The organism is Altererythrobacter sp. Root672 (genome assembly GCF_001427865.1).
Taxonomy (GTDB): Bacteria; Pseudomonadota; Alphaproteobacteria; order Sphingomonadales; family Sphingomonadaceae; genus Croceibacterium_A.
On record NZ_LMHH01000001.1, the window covers coordinates 2,034,193 to 2,050,067 of the forward strand.

Below are 15,875 nucleotides of genomic sequence, written 5' to 3' on the forward strand. Positions count from 1 at the left end.
CGGCTTAGCCCTCTCTGGCGGTGAAATGAGCAACGACCCTGCCCAGCCCCACTGAATTCGACCCCTTAACTAGCACTGCGTCGCCACTGGCAAGGCCGAATTCCTCGAGCGCGGCAATCGCTTCCCCGGGGTTTTCGCAATGAGCGTAGGTGATCGGATTGCCAAGCACTCCGTGCCCGCCTTTCCCCAACTCCCGCGCAAGGGCCTTCATTTCTTCGCCAACGAGCACGGCAAAGTCGACATTCGCGTGCAAAAGGGGTTCGACAAGCTGCGCATGGAAGCCGGCGGCGAAGTCGCCCAGTTCCTTCATGCTGCCGAGCACCGCGATCCTGCGGCTGGCCGGAGTGGCGCCAAGCTGGCCGAGCGTGGCCCGCATCGAGGCCGGGTTCGCGTTGTAGCTTTCGTCGATCAGCAGCGCATGACCGCCGGGTACGCGCAAACGATGGCGCGCGCCGCGGCCCTTGAGGCCACCCATCTCCGCCAGGGCGAGCCCGGCCGCGCCGAGGTCGCCGCCCGCAGCGTGGACCGCGGCCATGACGCAAAGCGAGTTGGACACCCAATGATCGCCCGGCTCGGCAACCGAGTAGCACAGCCGACGGTCGTCGATTGCAGCAGTGACCAGCGATCCGCCGTTCGCCGCTGGAATGGCGTCGAGCAGGCGAACCTGAGCCTCAGACGACTGTCCGAAGGCCAGGACCCGAGCACCGCGAGCCTCCGCTGCCGCGCGCAGCCGAGCGAAGTGCGGGCTGTCGGCGGGAATGACAGCAGTCCCTCCGGTTTCAAGTCCGCCGAAGATTTCCGCCTTGGCGTCGGCAATCGCTTCCTCGCTCCCGAGGTTCTCGATGTGGGCCGGGGCAATGGTGGTGATGACGGCAACATGGGGACGCACCTGAGCCGTCAGGCCAGCGATCTCGCCGGGGTGGTTCATGCCCATCTCGAACACGCCGAAGCGGCTGCGCGAAGACATGCGTGACAGGCTGAGAGGGACGCCGACATGGTTGTTGTAGCTGCGGACCGAACGGTGCGCCGCACCCTTGCTGGTACGCTCCAGCGACGCGAAGATCGCCTCCTTCACACCGGTCTTGCCGACCGAACCGGTGACCCCGATCACACAGGCCGACGCACGGTCTCGGGCCGTTTTTGCAAGAACCTCAAGCGCCCTTGAGGTGTCTTCCACAAGCACGTGCGGCTGCTCGATCGGACGGTCGACGATGGCGGCCGTCGCTCCGTTCGCGAAGGCCTTGTCGAGGTAGAGATGCCCGTCGAGGCTTTCGCCCTTGAGGGCAAAGAACAGGTCGCCCGAACGCACGTCGCGCGAATCCATTTCCACCCCGGCGACCTGGAAATCGCCGCTGGCCGTTCCGCCCGTTGCGTTGGCAATCTCCTCGGCAGTCCAGAGGGCGAGGCGCTGGCGGTCCCGCCCTTCGTTGGGCCAGCGAAGGGTCTTCAGCAACGCATTCATCCATTGGCTCCTGCCAGCGCGGCGGCACATTCACGCGCCACGGTAACGTCGTCGAACGGCAAGATCCGCATCGTCTCACCCGAGCCGATGATCTGCCCCTGTTCATGCCCCTTGCCCGCAATCAGGACGATGTCATCGCCCCGGGCTTCGTCGATAGCCGCGGCAATCGCATCGCGCCGATTGCCGATCTCGCGCGCAGCGGGTGCGCCGGCGAGGATCTGCAAACGGATCGCGGCGGGATCTTCGCCGCGCGGATTGTCGTCGGTCACGATAACCAGTTCAGAATGCCGCGCTGCGACTTCGCCCATCTGGGCGCGCTTGCCGATGTCGCGGTCACCACCGGCGCCGAAGACGGTAATCAGTCGCCCGGCCAGATGCGGGCGAAGCGCGTCAATAGCCGCGCCGAGCGCGTCAGGGGTATGGGCATAGTCGACATAGACCGGTGCGCCCGCTGCCGTGATCGCCGCCCGCTCAAGCCGCCCCCGCACAGGCTGCAACCGTCCGAGCGCATCGAACACGGCACCGGGTTCTCCACCCGTCGCCAGGACCAGTCCGGCGGCGACCAGCGCATTGGCCACCTGGTAGGCACCGATCAACGGCAGGGTGACCTTGCGGCGCACACCTTCATACTCAAGCTCAAGTTCCTGGCCTAACTGGCCGGGTAAGCGGGAGAGCAGGCGGATCCCCTCGCCTTGCTCTCCCACCATGAAGAGGCGCAACCCCCGGGTCCGCGCCGCTTCCTGAGCCTTTTGGCTCCACGCATCGTCTGCCCAGATGACCGCCGTCCCGCCTTCGTCCACGACTTCGGTGAACAGGCGCATTTTGGCGGAGAAGTAGTCGTCCATGTCCGCGTGGTAATCGAGGTGATCGCGGGACAGGTTGGTGAAGGCCCCGGCGACAACCGGGAGGCCCTCGTTGCGATATTGCGAGAGCCCGTGGCTCGAAGCTTCGTAGGCGACGTGAGTCACGCCTTCGCGCGCGAGGCCGGTCATGTTCGACAGGAAAGTGACGATGTCGGGAGTCGTCAATCCGGTCGAGACACTGCCGTCCGGGGTGGTCACGCCAAGCGTTCCGATCGACGCCGCGCGTTGGCCGCACATGCGCCAGATCTGCCGGGTCATCTCGACCGTGGAGGTCTTGCCGTTGGTGCCGGTCACAGCAATCACGGTTTCCGGCACGGGGCGGAAGAACTGCGCGGCTAGGCGAGCGAAGGCCTGGCGTGGCTGGGCGTCAGCGAAATGGGCCGCGCCGCTCACCTCGGCTTGCGGCCTCGCGACGACAGCAATTGCGCCGGCGGAAACCGCTGCCGGGATGAAATCTTCGCCGTTGACGACCGAGCCCTGGAAGGCGCCGAACACGGTACCAGGAGCGACTTTGCGGTGATCGATCGCAAAGCCGGTAACCTCAAATTCACCATAACCGCCCGCGTCGAAGCCGGCGGCGGCGGCTAGGCGGGCGAGTTTCATTCCTCGGACCCGATAAGCGGCTTGAGATCGGTGAGGTCGATGTCGCGGGTATCGTCAGGATACACCCCGAGGATCGGGCCGATCCGCGGCACCAAGCGCCTGATTACCGGCGCCGCGTTCCACGCTGCTGTGCGCTGGAACGAACTGGCCGCGACAGCTTTGGGCTCGTCCATCATGGAGATGATGACATAGCGCGGCTTGTCCATTGGAAAGGCCGCGGCAAACGTGGCAACCACCGAGGTACGGTTATAACCGCCCGAACCCGGCTTTTCGGCGCTTCCGGTTTTACCGCCTACCCGGAACCCCGGAGCATCTGCGTGCCGACCCGTGCCGTAGAGCGCGATCATCCGCAGCAGCTGGTTCATGCGAGCGCTGGTGCTTGCCTTGAACACGCGGCGGCCGCGGTTGGCTTGCCCGGGCTCGACCTTGTGCAGCGTGGCCGGGCGCCAGATACCGCCGTTGACCATCGCGGCATAAGCAGTCGCGAGGTGCAGCGGCGTGACCGCAATGCCGTGACCGTAGCCGACCGTCATCGCGCGTAGGCGCGGCCATTCGCCGCTTGCCCAGATCGGGAACCCGCGGGCGGGAAGCTCGATGTACGGACGCTCGTTGAAGCCCAGATCGGCCATGACCTGCTTGAGGCGGGCGGCGCCCAGGTCGTCGACGATGTGTGCGGTGACGATGTTTGACGAGTGGATCAGCGTCTCGGGCACGTTGAGCGTGGCACCAAGCGGGTGGCTGTCCTTGATCGTGAATCCGCCGATGTGGATCGGCGTGGCGGAATAGCGGCGCGACAGGTCGGTCACCGTGCCCGCATCAATGGCAGCTGCCACGGCCAGCGGCTTGAAAGTCGAACCCAGCTCGTAGACCTGGTTGGTGACCTTGTTGAAGACGAACTTCTGGCCGTCCTGGTCGACTTTGTTCGGGTCGAATTCCGGCAGCGAGGCCAGTGCCAGGACTTCGCCCGTGTCGACGTCAAGTACGATGCCCGCCGCGCCGACCGCGTTGACCGAGAGCATGCCACGGCGCAGCTCGTCTTCGAGCGCGCCCTGAACGCGCGCGTCGATCGAGAGCGCTACCGGCGCTGCGCGAAGCGCAGGGTCGAGCAAACGGTCGTTGAGCGCGGACTCCATGCCGACGTGGCCCTTGCCGTCTTCATCGACGTAGCCGAGCACGTGGGCCGCCATCGAGCCCTGCGGATAGTGGCGGTCGGTTTCACGCGGCAGCTCGAGCGCCAGCTCTCCGAGAGCCATCACCTTGTTGGCGTCTTCGGGCAGGATGCGCCGACGCAGGTAGCCGGACTTGCCGGAGGCCAGCTTGTGAGCGACCTCGGTTTCGTCGAGATCGGGGAAGATCTGCTTGAGCCGGTGAGCCACGGCCTTGGCGGACTGGACCAGCGGCGGTCCTCCGTCGTCCATCGCGGTCGGATTGAACCATAGCGCATAGGCCGGGAAGGCGCGGGCCAGCGGCACCCCGTTGCGGTCGGTAATCTCGCCGCGCGAAGGTAGCAGGGCATCGGCCATCGACCGCTGGCTTGGAGCCGGCTGGACCACACCGAGGTAGGCAATGCGCAACAGCGCGGCAGCGGCCAGGGCCAGGAACGCCGCGCCAATCAGCAGGACCCTCAGCTGAGCAAGGAGAAGAGCCTTGCGCCGGATATCGACCAGATGGATCCGGCCGGGTGCCTGGGGTGCGCTAATCGCGTAAGCGTTCATTCCCCGATGCTCGCGATCGTGGCGCGCAGCGGAATGCGCATCGCGCCGCCATCCGGCCTGGCATCAGCTAAGGTCTCGACGCGCTCGGGCTCGATCAAAGCCGGATCGACCGCCTTGCCGGTGATCGGCGAAACGAACTTGGGAAACTCGGGCGCATCGCCATCGACTCCGGCCACGCGGATCGGCTCGGGCGCGCCGATGCCCCGCGGGGTGCCAAAGCTGGCAAGCTGGCGCTCGCTCCCGATGAACTGGGCGGCGGTCGGGGCGGTATAGCCGAAGTCGACCTGGTTCCAGACGGCCAGTTGCAGCTGGTTGGAGCGTGTTTCGAACTCGGTTTCCAGCAGCAGCTTCTGCTGCTCGAGCGCGACAATCTGCCGCTCGGCCCTGACGACGTCGCTCACCACCGCGTGCACCTTCAGGTGCAGCGTCAGATAGAGCCCGGTGCAGATCGCCAGCGTCATCAACCAGCCGATCCGGCGCATGCGATCCTGCGGAGTCATGCTGCCTCCCTCGCTGGAGCAGAAGTCCGGACAGCGGCGCGCAAAGTCGCCGAGCGGGCCCTGGGATTGCGCAGGGTTTCGGCATCGGACGGGCGGATGCCCTTCGACACCTTCTCAAACGTCGGCACCTCGCCTGCGCCGACTTCGGGCAGATGGCGGCTAGCCCGCGCGGTCGCGCCGGCGGCTTCGCGCAGGAAGCGCTTTACGATCCGGTCTTCGAGGCTGTGGAAGCTGACCACTGCAAGCCGTCCGCCACTCTTGAGCAGTTGCTCGGCGCCCCGGAGCCCCTCGTCGAGCTCGTTGAGCTCCCCGTTCACGTGGATGCGGATCGCCTGGAAGCTGCGGGTCGCCGGATCCTTCGGCGCACCAGCGCGATAGCCGAGAGCCTTGCGGACCACTTGGGCCAGCTCGGCCGTGGTCGACAGCGGACGCGCTGCAACGATTGCGCGCGCGATGCGGCGGCTCTGACGCTCTTCGCCGTAATGCCACAGCACATCGGCGATCTCGGCTTCGTCTGCACCGTTGAGGAAGTCGGCGGCGGTCGGCCCCTCGCGGCTCATCGTCATGTCGAGCGGCCCGTCAGTCGAGAACGCGAACCCGCGCTCCGCCTGGTCGAGCTGCATCGAGGAAACGCCGATATCCATGGCGACGCCATCGACACGGGCGATTCCAGCCTCGGCGAGCGCGCTGACCATCTCGGAAAAGCGGCGCGGGTGCAGGATCAGCCGCGGCGGATTGTCGCGCGTCTCGGGAAAGTTAGCACCAGCGGCGATAGCATCCGGATCGCGGTCGAAGGCATGGACCGTCGCCCCGGCGTCGAGGATCGCACGCGTGTAGCCGCCGGCGCCAAACGTCGCATCGACGATCACGTCACCAGGCCCAGGAGCCAGGGCTTCCATCACCTCATCGAGGAGGACGGGAATGTGCGGGCCGAAGCTCACTTGCCCTTCCCCTTAGCCGCAGCGTCGGCTTCCAGCTTGCGGCACACGGCCTTCTGACCGTCCCAGGCCGGATCCATCGCGTAGAGCTGTTCGGGCGACCACAGGGTGAAGAACTGGCCGCCGCCGAGAACGCAGATACCCTTCTCGATCGAGCACAGTTCGGCGAGGTGGTCCGGCAGGACGAAACGGCCGCTGGCGTCGAACGGGACTTCGGAGAAGGTCCACAGCTGGATCGAGCGCAGTTCGCGGTCGAATTCCTTGCCGAGCTTGACGGCGTTGTCTTCCTCGCGCTCGAGCAGCGAGTCGAACGTGGCGGTGCGATCGAGCCCGAAACCAGTCAGGCAGTTCCAGCGATCGTGCTTGGCGAGGCAGAGGACGCGCGGGTCGGTGTCGGCAGGCGCGATGGCTTTGCGGAACGCAGGCGGCAGGACGTAGCGGCCCTTTTCGCCGCGGGGCGAGAAGCCCTGTCCACTATAGCCTGCAACCTTAAGCACCGTCCGAAATTCCCCCGCATGGCAAGCCCTGAGCCAAACCGGACACGCCTTCCCCGCGCAGCCACGCGTAAGTGCGCGAGACCGTCATCCCCTTTCAGGAATGCAACACGGGTGGTTTGTCCGATGGATTCACTATGTAACGCGGGGAGATGCGGGAGAAAAGGGGAAATTGCGGGATTACGTGGGCAAACTCGCTTTTTTCCGCGCAGGATTCGGGGGTTATCGGGCGCATTGCACACGGATGCGAAGCGTAAGGGCTCTCTGATACCCCTCTTAATACCTTGATTTATATCTATTTTATCAGATTTGCAGAGCTGTCCCGCTATTTCCCGCTTTCGGGAAATGCCTCGCCCGCCAACCACCCGAGCGCCGCGGCCGCTTGAGGGTGCGGATCGTACAGATCGAGCACTGCTGCGTCCGCCAGCAGAACGACTCGGCCTGCCCCGATGCTGCAACTGGCAAGCACGGCCTCCGCAGCAAGGGTACAATTGGCTGCGGATTCAGCCGTGACGATGGATCCGGGGCGGTTGATCGGAATGGGCGGGCCGGCTGCCTCGACCAATGCAAAGCCTTCCGGTCGTTCGACATCGAACTGCAGCTCGAGGCCCCAGTGGCGCAGAATGGGGGACAGCAGGATAACGTCCTGGGGGCGACGGCGGTCGCCTATGGGGAACTTGGATTCGCCGGTCAGCATCGGATCGGCGAAGAGCAGCAGATGCCCCCCGCCACGGACCCAGTTGTCCAGCGCGACGTTCTCCGAGCCGCTGAGGGCTCTGGGCTGAGCGAGCAGCAGGAACTTGATTTCGGTGAGACTCTCGGGAGTGAGGGCATCGAGCGGGTGCAGGCGGTAGGACTTTTCGAGCTCAGCCCGCGCCCAGTGCGACGCGCCGTCTCCGCCGAGCAATTCATTCACATTGCCGGCCTCGCCCCAATAGATCGGGATCGAGCCCATCAGACCAAGGTTGGGAAGCTCCGAAGCAGCAGGCGGCGCCTGCTGGGCGCTGCACCCACCAGGCAGCCACGACAACGCGACTGCCAGCGCGAGGCTACGGTACGTCAGGCGCGGTCCCGCCCTGCGCCCCGTCGGCTTGTGCCTTCTGGACGGGTTCCTGCACGGACGGCATGTCCGGGACAACACCGGCTTCGGCCAGCGGATCGCTCGCTTGTTCGACCTTCGGCTGTGTGGCTGTCGTCGGCGCTGCCTCGGGAACCACGCGCGCCTGATTGCGGTCGGCGTTGTTGATGAGAATGTTGGCCAGGCCAACCAGCAGCACCATGGCGGCAAGGCCGAACAGGCCGATCTGCAAGCGCTGTACCGCCTGCGAGCGGCCATTGCCCAAAGGTGCGAACGCCACGGGATCAGCGCCCTGCGCGGGCCGGAGTATCTGGGTCGGATCGAGCGACATGGTGCCAGTCTAGTCCCGCAAGATTAACGCAGCCAGTCGAAAACCGGCAGACCCTTCGCCTCAAGCCATTCGCGGTTGTAGAGCGAAGACAGGTAGCGGAAGCCGGTGTCGCACAGGATCGTGGCCACGCGCTTGCCCGGCCCAAGCTGCTTGCCGAGCGCCACTGCGCCCGCAACGTTGATGCCCGACGACAGCCCCAGGCACAGCCCCTCTTCCTTGAGCAGGCGGGCGACCCAGTAGAGGCCTTCCTCGTCGGAGATGCGGAACTGGGTGTCGATCGGCGCGCCTTCGAGATTGGCGGTGATCCGGCCCTGGCCGATGCCTTCAGCGACCGAGTTGCCCTCGGCCTTGAGTTCGCCATTGGCGTAGTAGTTGTAAAGCGCCGCGCCGTGCGGATCGGTCAGTGCGATTGTGCAGTTCTCGTCAAACGCCTTCAAACCCATCGCCACGCCGGCCAGAGTGCCGCCAGTGCCGACCGCGCAAGTGAAGCCGTCGACGCGGCCTTCCATCTGTTCCCAGATTTCCGGCGCCGTGGCTTCGATATGGGCCTTGCGGTTGGCGATGTTGTCGAACTGGTTGGCCCAGACCGCGCCCTCAGTCTCTTCCGCGAGACGGCGGGAGGTGTGCACGAAGTGGTTGGGATCGGCGAACTTGGTCGGCGGAACCAGAACCAGCTCCGCGCCGAGCGCGCGCAGCGTGTCCATCTTCTCCTTCGACTGGTTGTCCGGCATCACGATGATCGTGCGATAGCCAAGGGCATTGGCCACCAGCGCGATGCCGATGCCGGTATTGCCGGCGGTGCCTTCGACGACAGTGCCGCCCTGCTTGAGTTCGCCACGCGCTTCGGCGTCACGAATGATCCACAGCGCCGCGCGATCTTTTACCGAGGCGCCGGGGTTGTCGAATTCGCATTTGCCCCAGATTTCACAGCCGGCCGCCTCGCTCGGTCCCTTGAGCAGGACCAGGGGCGTGTTGCCAATGAGATCGAGAGTGCTTCCGAGGGCGGCAGGAGCGGTCATTCGCGGGGAGTTAAGGCGACGAGCGGTTCGGCGCAACACAATCCTCCCAGCGGTGGGGAGGAGTTAATCTTCCTCGGCGATACGGACGCGCAGCCCATCGAGCTCGTCGGTGAGTGGGAGCTGGCACGACAGGCGCGAGTTCGCATCGCGATCATCGCTCGAATCGAGCAGGTCGTCCTCGTCCTCGGTCATCTTGGGAAGCAGGCCCAGGAACTCGTCATCGACGTGCACATGGCAAGTCGCGCAAGAACAGCAGCCGCCGCACAGCGCCAGCAGCTCGTCGAAGCCGTTGTCGCGGATCGCCTCCATCACGGTGAGGCCCGCCTGGGCTTCGACTTCGCGTGTTTCGCCTGAGCGAGTGGTGACGATCAATCTGGGCATCGATGGGCGTTCCTTTCCGGCGCCGGGCTGCTACGGACTGGCGCCCGATTTGGCAAGCTGACGGTGACTTGGAGCAGACAATGGGTTTGACGGCAGAGCAATTGACGCAAGGCCTCGACAGCGTTGCCGCCGGCGAGCCCGCCATCGCCTCCGCCCTCGCCCGCGCCGGCTATCCCGAGCCGCGTATCCGCGAGACCGGCTATCGCACCCTGCTCCGCACGATCGTCGGTCAGCAAGTCAGCGTCGCGGCCGCGTCGAGCATGTGGCGCAAGCTGGAGGCTCAGCTGGGCGAGGACATCCCGCCTCTACTGCTGCTGGAACAGGACTTCGACACGCTGCGCGCCTGCGGCCTGTCGCGCCAGAAGCAGGGCTATGCCCGCTCGCTGTGCGAGCTCGTCGTCAGTGGCGAACTGGACCTGTCGAATCTGCCGGCCGATGACGAGGAGGCGATCGCCCTGCTTACCCGGATCAAGGGGATCGGTCGCTGGTCGGCGGAGATTTACCTGCTGTTCGCCGAGGGTCGGGCAGACATCTGGCCAGCGGGCGATCTGGCGGTGCAAGTCGGCATCGGTCGCATCCTCGGAATGGAGGAACGGCCATCCGAAAAGGCCACTCGCGAATTGGCCGAAGCCTGGCGCCCGCATCGTGGGGCCGTCGCCATCCTGACATGGCATTGCTACAACAACCCGGCGCTTTGACCGGTCGGAAAATACCATTTTCCTACACGCCCTCTTGTGGGCATGGTGAGCCAGAATCATATTCTTGAACTAGCTCGATAAGACCCCCCACATCTCGCCTTGCCGGACTTGCCGCTTGTGCCCGGCCCAATGGCGAGTGTATTGCAAGACTAATACAGCTGAGGATGCCCCGATGACCGATGCCGCCACCGCCCTCCCCTCTGCCGCCGAGCGCGTCCGCGAAACGCCGCTGATCCCGCGAGAGGCGCTGTTCGGCAACCCTACTCGCTCGGGTGGGCAGATCAGCCCGGACGGACAATGGTTGGGGTGGATGGCTCCGCAGGACGGCGTGATGAACGTCTGGCTCGCCCCCGCGAGCGATCCTGCCGCCGGGCGACTGATGACGCATTCGACCGATCGGCCGATCCCGACTTACTTCTTTGCCCCGGATTCGCAGAGCCTGCTCTACATCCAGGACAAGGCCGGCGATGAGAACTTCCTGCTCTATCAGGTCAACCTCGCCAGCGGCGAAGAGCGCTGCCTGACTCCGTTCGAGAACACCCGCGCCCGCCTGATGGGTTCTTCTCACGCGATCAAGGACAAGGTGCTGGTCGGCCTGAACAACCGCGATGCGCGGTTCCACGACGTCTACCTGCTCGATCTCAATTCGGCCGAACTGACCCTGGTCATGCAGAACGATGCCTATGCGGGCTTCGTCGCCGATGACACCCTGACACTGCGTTGGGCGATCCAGCAGAATGCCGGGGGCGGCACCGACATGTTCGAGATCGTGGACGGCAAGGTCGCCACGGACCCGAGCGAAAGCACCGGGCTGGAGGACGCGCTGACCACCGGCGTCGCCGGCTACACCGCCGACGGCAAGACCCTGTACTGGTACGACAGCCGGGGCCGCGACACTGCTGCGCTAATCGCCCAGGACACCGCCACGGGAGAGCGCAAGGTCCTCGCCACCAGCGACAAGGCCGACATCGGCGGCACCTACCGGCATCCCGTTACCGGCCTGGTTCAGGGCTACACCGTCAACTACCTCAAGACCGAGAAGATCGTCTTCGATCCCAAGGTGAAAGCCTCTATCGATTGGCTGGCCGCACGCCTGCCAGGCGAGTTCGGCTTGAGCGGCCGGACTGAGGACGACAGCAAGTGGGTGGTCTGGAACGACCCGCTGACCGGCCCGTCAGTTGCCTATCTCTATGACCGGGCAGCGCAGGAACTGACCGAGTTCTACGTCACCCGGCCAGAGCTTGAAGGCGCTCCGCTGCTGCCGATGCATGCCCTCGAACTGCGCTCTCGCGATGGGCTGGTGCTGCCGAGCTACTTGACGCTGCCGCCCGAGAGCGACCCCGAAGAAAGCGGTGTGCCGCTTGGGCCGGTCCCGATGGTCCTGCTGGTTCACGGTGGCCCCTGGGCACGCGACGGGTTCGGCTTCAACCGGGCCCATCAATGGCTCGCCAATCGCGGCTATGCCGTGCTCAGCGTCAATTTCCGTGGCTCCACCGGGTTCGGCAAGGCCTTCGTCAACGCCGCCAACCTCGAATGGGGCGCGAAGATGCATGACGACCTGATCGACGCGGTCGAATGGGCGGTGCAGCAGGGCGTGGCCGAGCGCGACAAGGTCGCGATCATGGGCGGGTCCTATGGCGGCTATGCCACGCTCGCCGGGCTCGCATTCACACCAGAGGTGTTCGCCTGTGGTGTCGACATCGTCGGCCCGTCCAACCTGGAAACGCTGCTCGAGACGATCCCTCCCTACTGGGAACCGGTGGTGAAGCAGTTCCACGAGCGCATGGGCAATCCGGGCACGCCCGAAGGCAAGGCCATGCTGGTCGAGCGCAGCCCGTTGCACCAGGCCGACAAGATCTGCCGCCCACTGCTGATCGGCCAGGGCGCCAACGACCCGCGCGTCAAGCAGTCGGAAAGCGACCAGATCGTCGGGGCGATGCAGAAGCACGGCATCCCGGTGACTTACGTGGTGTTCCCCGACGAAGGTCACGGCTTCGCCAAGCCAACCAACAACATCGCCTTCAATGCGATCGTGGAGAATTTCCTCTCGACGATCCTGGGTGGCCGGGCGGAAGCGATCGGTGGAGAGGTTGAAGCCTCGACAGCGCAGATCGTGACCGGGGCGGAACTGCTTTAACGGGTGTTGCGCCCAGGAAGCCCTCTCCCCTTGGGAGAGGGTTGGGTGAGGGTGAGAAGCACAGAGTAGCGGACCCTCACCCTCCGCGCCTGACGGCGCTCCCCCCTCTCCCACGGGGAGAGGGTAAAGTGTCTACTCCCCCACCACGTTCCCCGCCGTCGCCTCAAGCGAGATCGGCCCCACCAACGAAGCGACGATCCCCGGCCCAGCCTGATCCGGCCGACGGGCGTCCATCCGCATCTCGTTCATGGCAATGTTCGCCTTCACGTGGCGGTTGAACGGCAGCACGGTCCCATCGCCCCAATCCTGGTGGACGATGTCGAACTCCAGCGTATCCCCGCTGATCTTGAAGTTCTCCAGCGCACCAAAGGTATAAGGATTGTCGCATCGTCCGCAGGCCAGGCCGAACAAGCGATCGCCGTCCTTGCGGATGACGAAGTACTGCTTCTCCATCCCAACCCCGAAGCCAAGCCACACGCCGACCACGTCGTTCGCGGAGATGCGCCTCCAGTGCGCCGGCTGAACATAAGGCGCAGGCGGCGGACCGGCCGGACCAGCGGCCCTGGGCAGGATCGGAACAGGCGGGGCGTTCGGCGGCAGGATCGACTGCTGATACGGTCCTGGCGTCGGCCCGCGCGGGTCCTTGATCGTGGTGTGTTCGAAGTTCAGGCCCCCGGTCCCGCCGCGCTTGCCGCTGACCACCAGCTTGCCATCGACGAGTTTGGCCTGGAGCCGGTCCGTCGAAGCGGGCGAGCCGTCGAGCTTCAGGTGTCGGATCTTGAACGTCAGCCCGTCGGTTTCGCTGAACGTCCCCTCGATCGGGGCGAGCGTGGTGCCGTCGGCGCAGTGCGTGCAGTAGACGCCGGTAACCTCGCTACCCTTGATGACGAACTGATAGACATGCGGCTCCCCGCCATCGGTCCGCCACCCGCCGCGATAGTAATCGGCATCCTCGGCGCTCGCGCTCGAAGCCAAAGCCAGCGACGCGCCCGCCAGGGCCGCCCATGCAAACGATCGAAAGGTCATCCCCAAGCTCTCTCCCCGTTCCGCCTTTTGGCGGGACCTTGATGCTAGCATCAGCGCGGCGGTTCACAACCGGCTCTATCTGCGCTAGCTGCGCCGCGATGCGCCGCGCCTTGCACCTCCTGCTCCTTCTGGCCGTGCTGTGGTGCGGTATCCATGTCGGTGAGCCGGCCATGGCGCATGACGAGACGCTCCACCACCAGTTGGCCGCCGCGGACGACAGTTCGCGCGACGCCGGTGGCGAGAAGCAGGACGGCGTGTTCGATGCCGCCCATGTTGGCCACCACCATTGCCCTATGGCCCCGGCCTGCAATGACGGCGCGGCATCGTCGACCGGCCTGACCGATGGTGCGCCCGTGTTCGCGGCCGCCGTTGCGCCGCTAGCCTCGCTGTCACAGGCTCCCCCGCTGGAGCCGCCAGCCGCCTGAACCTTCGCACACCGTGCGGGCCCAAGCGCCCGCCTTGGCGATCGATTGTGTTCAGGAGCATTTCTACATGTCATTCAAGTCGCGTGCGGCCCTCCTTGCGGGGGCTGCCTTCCTTATGCCGAGTCCGGCGCTCGCTCAGGCTGAGCAGCCCGAGCCGGAAACCACCGTCTCCACCGTAGAGGACGAAGAGGGCGAGCCCATCATCGTCCAGTCCACCCGCTCGGGCCGCCGTGTTCAGGACGAGCCCGTGCGGGTCGAGGTGATCAACCAGGAGGAGATTGAGGAAAAGATCCTCATGCGCCCCGGGAATATTGCCACGATCCTCAGCGAGACTGGCGGTCTGCGCGTGCAGGTCACTGCGCCGGCGCTCGGGTCAGCCAACATCCGCGTGCAGGGGATGGACGGACGGTTCACCCAGCTGCTCGCCGACGGGCTACCGCTCTATGGCGGGCAGGCCTCTTCGCTGGGCCTGCTGCAGATCCCGCCCACCGATCTCGGCCAGGTCGAAGTGATCAAGGGCGCTGCCTCGGCGCTTTACGGCCCTTCCGCCCTGGGCGGGGTCATCAACCTCGTCTCCCGCCGACCGCGCGATGAGGCAGAGGCCGAAGTCCTGCTCAACGCCACGACCCGCAACGGACAGGACGTGACCGGCTACGCCGCCACGCCGCTGGGCCCGGACTGGGGCGGTTCGCTCACCGGTGGGTACCACCGCCAGAGCACTCAGGACCTCGACGACGATGGCTGGATCGACATGCCGGGCTACGAACGCTGGACCCTGCGCCCGCGCCTGTTCTGGGAGAACGCCGACGGCGCCTCGCTGTTCGTCACCCTCGGCGCCATGGCCGAAGAGCGCGTTGGCGGCACCCTGCCAGGCGCGACAGTTCCCGACGGCACGCTCTTCCCGCAGACCCAGGACACCGAGCGGTTCGACATGGGCCTGGTCGCCGCAATGCCGGTCGAAGGTCTCGGCACGCTTCACCTCCGCGGCTCGGGCATGACGCAGGACCACCAACACCTCTACGGCGAAGTGCTGGAGGACGACACGCACGACACCCTGTTCGCCGAGGCCTCGATCTCCGGTGAAAGCGGCGCGACGACCTGGGTCGGCGGGGTGGCGTACCAGGAGGACGGCTTCCGCTCGGACACCTTCCCCGTGTTCGACTACACCTACCGCGTGCCCGGTCTCTTCGGTCAGGTCGAGCACGAACTCTCGCCCGACCTGACGCTTGCCGGCAGTGCGCGGGTGGACTTTCACAACGAGTTCGGGACGCAATTCAGTCCGCGCCTGTCGCTGCTCTACAAGCCCGGCCGCTGGACCATCCGCGCTTCCGGCGGGCGCGGGTTCTATGCCCCGACACCGTTCGTGGAGGAGATCGAGGCGGCGGGCCTGTCTCAACTCGAACCCCTCGGCGACCTGGAAGCCGAGACGGCCACCACGGGGTCACTCGACGTTGGTTACTCGCGTGGGCCGATTGAAACGAACGTGACGCTGTTCGGGTCCGACCTGCAAGACACGACCCGGCTCGATCCCGTCGCTCCGGATCGCGTGCAGCTAGTCAACGTCCCGGGGAAGACCCGCATCCGGGGCTCGGAGCTGCTCCTGCGCTATCGTTGGGAGGCGTTCGTGGTGACCGGTAGTTACGTCTTCGTCGATGCCACCGAGCCCGATCCCTCGGGCACCGGCCGGCGGACCAAGCCGCTGACGCCCAAGCACTCGGCCAGCCTGGTGGCGATGTGGGAGAAGCACGACAAGGGCCGCCTGGGCCTGGAGATCTACTACACCGGCGAGCAGGCGCTCGACGACAATCCCTATCGGACAGAGGGCAAGCCCTACTTCGAAGTAGGGCTGCTGGGCGAGATCGTCCTCGGCAAGGCCCGGCTGTTCCTCAATGCCGAGAACATCTTCAACACCCGGCAGACGAAGTACGATCCGCTGATCCGCCCGACTCGCGCGCCCGATGGCCGCTGGACCGTCGACGTCTGGGCACCGACCGAGGGCTTCGTTCTCAACGGCGGCGTGCGCTTCAAGTTCGGAGGAGCGCACCAAAGTCCTTCGACAAGCTCAGGACGAACGGAAATGGAGTAATCGGTCCAGAGCCCCTCCCCGTTCGTGGTGAGCCTGTCGAACCACCTACTAAGCGTAGCGTGATGCGGGGCGGACAGTGGCAATTCCGTCCCGCATCATGTGCTTGCGAAACCGCTGGC

15 protein-coding genes are annotated in these 15,875 nt (G+C 65.6%); 4 read left to right on the forward strand and 11 right to left on the reverse strand.

What is annotated here, in order from left to right:
- Positions 1-4: 4 nt before the first annotated feature.
- The 10 genes from ASD76_RS09845 to ASD76_RS09890 all read right to left on the reverse strand — a co-directional run bounded on the left by ASD76_RS09845 (position 5) and on the right by ASD76_RS09890 (position 9,384).
- Complete coding sequence (locus ASD76_RS09845) at positions 5-1,462, reverse strand: UDP-N-acetylmuramoyl-tripeptide--D-alanyl-D-alanine ligase (RefSeq protein ID WP_055921867.1); 1,458 nt, start codon at positions 1,460-1,462, stop codon at positions 5-7.
- On the reverse strand, positions 1,459-2,928 hold the full coding sequence (locus ASD76_RS09850) for a UDP-N-acetylmuramoyl-L-alanyl-D-glutamate--2,6-diaminopimelate ligase (protein ID WP_055921870.1): 1,470 nt from the start codon (positions 2,926-2,928) through the stop codon (positions 1,459-1,461). The genes ASD76_RS09845 and ASD76_RS09850 overlap by 4 nt, the downstream gene beginning before the upstream one ends.
- The gene (locus ASD76_RS09855; protein WP_055921873.1) at positions 2,925-4,643 is read right to left on the reverse strand and encodes a peptidoglycan D,D-transpeptidase FtsI family protein; all 1,719 of its coding nucleotides are present in this window, start codon (positions 4,641-4,643) and stop codon (positions 2,925-2,927) included. The genes ASD76_RS09850 and ASD76_RS09855 overlap by 4 nt, the downstream gene beginning before the upstream one ends.
- Complete coding sequence (locus tag ASD76_RS09860; protein ID WP_055921875.1) at positions 4,640-5,143, reverse strand: hypothetical protein; 504 nt, start codon at positions 5,141-5,143, stop codon at positions 4,640-4,642. Before ASD76_RS09860 ends, ASD76_RS09855 begins: the two co-directional genes overlap by 4 nt.
- Entirely contained in the window at positions 5,140-6,042 is a 903-nt protein-coding gene (gene rsmH / locus ASD76_RS09865) for a 16S rRNA (cytosine(1402)-N(4))-methyltransferase RsmH (RefSeq protein ID WP_055921879.1), read from the reverse strand. The genes ASD76_RS09860 and rsmH overlap by 4 nt, the downstream gene beginning before the upstream one ends.
- A gap of 38 nt (positions 6,043-6,080) precedes the next feature.
- Positions 6,081-6,578: a division/cell wall cluster transcriptional repressor MraZ gene (locus ASD76_RS09870; RefSeq protein ID WP_055921882.1), complete on the reverse strand. Its 498-nt coding sequence runs from the start codon at positions 6,576-6,578 to the stop codon at positions 6,081-6,083.
- 322 nt (positions 6,579-6,900) lie between these two features.
- Positions 6,901-7,605 carry a Gldg family protein gene (locus tag ASD76_RS09875; protein WP_156457632.1) on the reverse strand — a complete coding sequence of 235 codons (705 nt, stop codon included), beginning with the start codon at positions 7,603-7,605 and terminating at the stop codon, positions 6,901-6,903.
- Between the two features lie 19 nt (positions 7,606-7,624).
- On the reverse strand, positions 7,625-7,984 hold the full coding sequence (locus tag ASD76_RS09880) for a hypothetical protein (RefSeq protein ID WP_055921889.1): 360 nt from the start codon (positions 7,982-7,984) through the stop codon (positions 7,625-7,627).
- A 23-nt stretch (positions 7,985-8,007) separates the two neighbouring features.
- Positions 8,008-9,003: a cysteine synthase A gene (locus ASD76_RS09885; RefSeq protein WP_055921892.1), complete on the reverse strand. Its 996-nt coding sequence runs from the start codon at positions 9,001-9,003 to the stop codon at positions 8,008-8,010.
- Between the two features lie 63 nt (positions 9,004-9,066).
- Positions 9,067-9,384, reverse strand: coding sequence for a 2Fe-2S iron-sulfur cluster-binding protein (locus tag ASD76_RS09890; protein WP_055921894.1), 318 nt, complete (start codon positions 9,382-9,384; stop codon positions 9,067-9,069).
- Positions 9,385-9,464: 80 nt separating this feature from the next.
- On the opposite strand from ASD76_RS09890, the gene ASD76_RS09895 reads away from it, so the two are divergent.
- Together ASD76_RS09895 and ASD76_RS09900 are read left to right on the forward strand one after the other, a co-directional pair.
- On the forward strand, positions 9,465-10,082 hold the full coding sequence (locus ASD76_RS09895; RefSeq protein ID WP_055921897.1) for a DNA-3-methyladenine glycosylase family protein: 618 nt from the start codon (positions 9,465-9,467) through the stop codon (positions 10,080-10,082).
- Between the two features lie 172 nt (positions 10,083-10,254).
- Positions 10,255-12,219 carry a S9 family peptidase gene (locus ASD76_RS09900; RefSeq protein ID WP_055921899.1) on the forward strand — a complete coding sequence of 655 codons (1,965 nt, stop codon included), beginning with the start codon at positions 10,255-10,257 and terminating at the stop codon, positions 12,217-12,219.
- Positions 12,220-12,351: 132 nt separating this feature from the next.
- Here the strand turns inward: ASD76_RS09900 and ASD76_RS09905 are convergent, their stop codons facing one another.
- Positions 12,352-13,245: a hypothetical protein gene (locus ASD76_RS09905; protein WP_055921902.1), complete on the reverse strand. Its 894-nt coding sequence runs from the start codon at positions 13,243-13,245 to the stop codon at positions 12,352-12,354.
- 98 nt (positions 13,246-13,343) lie between these two features.
- On the opposite strand from ASD76_RS09905, the gene ASD76_RS09910 reads away from it, so the two are divergent.
- Complete coding sequence (locus ASD76_RS09910) at positions 13,344-13,670, forward strand: hypothetical protein (protein WP_055921908.1); 327 nt, start codon at positions 13,344-13,346, stop codon at positions 13,668-13,670.
- A 67-nt stretch (positions 13,671-13,737) separates the two neighbouring features.
- A complete protein-coding gene (locus ASD76_RS09915) occupies positions 13,738-15,756 on the forward strand; it encodes a TonB-dependent receptor plug domain-containing protein (protein ID WP_055921911.1) in 2,019 nt (672 codons plus the stop codon).
- The last annotated feature ends 119 nt before the right edge of the window (positions 15,757-15,875 follow it).

What these genes read in the sequence shown, in the direction of transcription:
- ASD76_RS09905 (WP_055921902.1), bottom strand. Translation starts at nt 13,245, where the DNA reads ATGACCTTTCGATCGTTTGCATGGGCGGCCCTGGCGGGCGCGTCGCTG.
- rsmH (WP_055921879.1), bottom strand. Translation starts at nt 6,042, where the DNA reads ATGGAAGCCCTGGCTCCTGGGCCTGGTGACGTGATCGTCGATGCGACG.
- ASD76_RS09845 (WP_055921867.1), bottom strand. Translation starts at nt 1,462, where the DNA reads ATGAATGCGTTGCTGAAGACCCTTCGCTGGCCCAACGAAGGGCGGGAC.
- ASD76_RS09910 (WP_055921908.1), top strand. Translation starts at nt 13,344, where the DNA reads ATGCGCCGCGCCTTGCACCTCCTGCTCCTTCTGGCCGTGCTGTGGTGC.
- ASD76_RS09860 (WP_055921875.1), bottom strand. Translation starts at nt 5,143, where the DNA reads ATGACTCCGCAGGATCGCATGCGCCGGATCGGCTGGTTGATGACGCTG.
- ASD76_RS09915 (WP_055921911.1), top strand. Translation starts at nt 13,738, where the DNA reads ATGTCATTCAAGTCGCGTGCGGCCCTCCTTGCGGGGGCTGCCTTCCTT.
- ASD76_RS09890 (WP_055921894.1), bottom strand. Translation starts at nt 9,384, where the DNA reads ATGCCCAGATTGATCGTCACCACTCGCTCAGGCGAAACACGCGAAGTC.
- ASD76_RS09885 (WP_055921892.1), bottom strand. Translation starts at nt 9,003, where the DNA reads ATGACCGCTCCTGCCGCCCTCGGAAGCACTCTCGATCTCATTGGCAAC.
- ASD76_RS09895 (WP_055921897.1), top strand. Translation starts at nt 9,465, where the DNA reads ATGGGTTTGACGGCAGAGCAATTGACGCAAGGCCTCGACAGCGTTGCC.
- ASD76_RS09900 (WP_055921899.1), top strand. Translation starts at nt 10,255, where the DNA reads ATGACCGATGCCGCCACCGCCCTCCCCTCTGCCGCCGAGCGCGTCCGC.
- ASD76_RS09880 (WP_055921889.1), bottom strand. Translation starts at nt 7,984, where the DNA reads ATGTCGCTCGATCCGACCCAGATACTCCGGCCCGCGCAGGGCGCTGAT.
- ASD76_RS09850 (WP_055921870.1), bottom strand. Translation starts at nt 2,928, where the DNA reads ATGAAACTCGCCCGCCTAGCCGCCGCCGCCGGCTTCGACGCGGGCGGT.
- ASD76_RS09855 (WP_055921873.1), bottom strand. Translation starts at nt 4,643, where the DNA reads ATGAACGCTTACGCGATTAGCGCACCCCAGGCACCCGGCCGGATCCAT.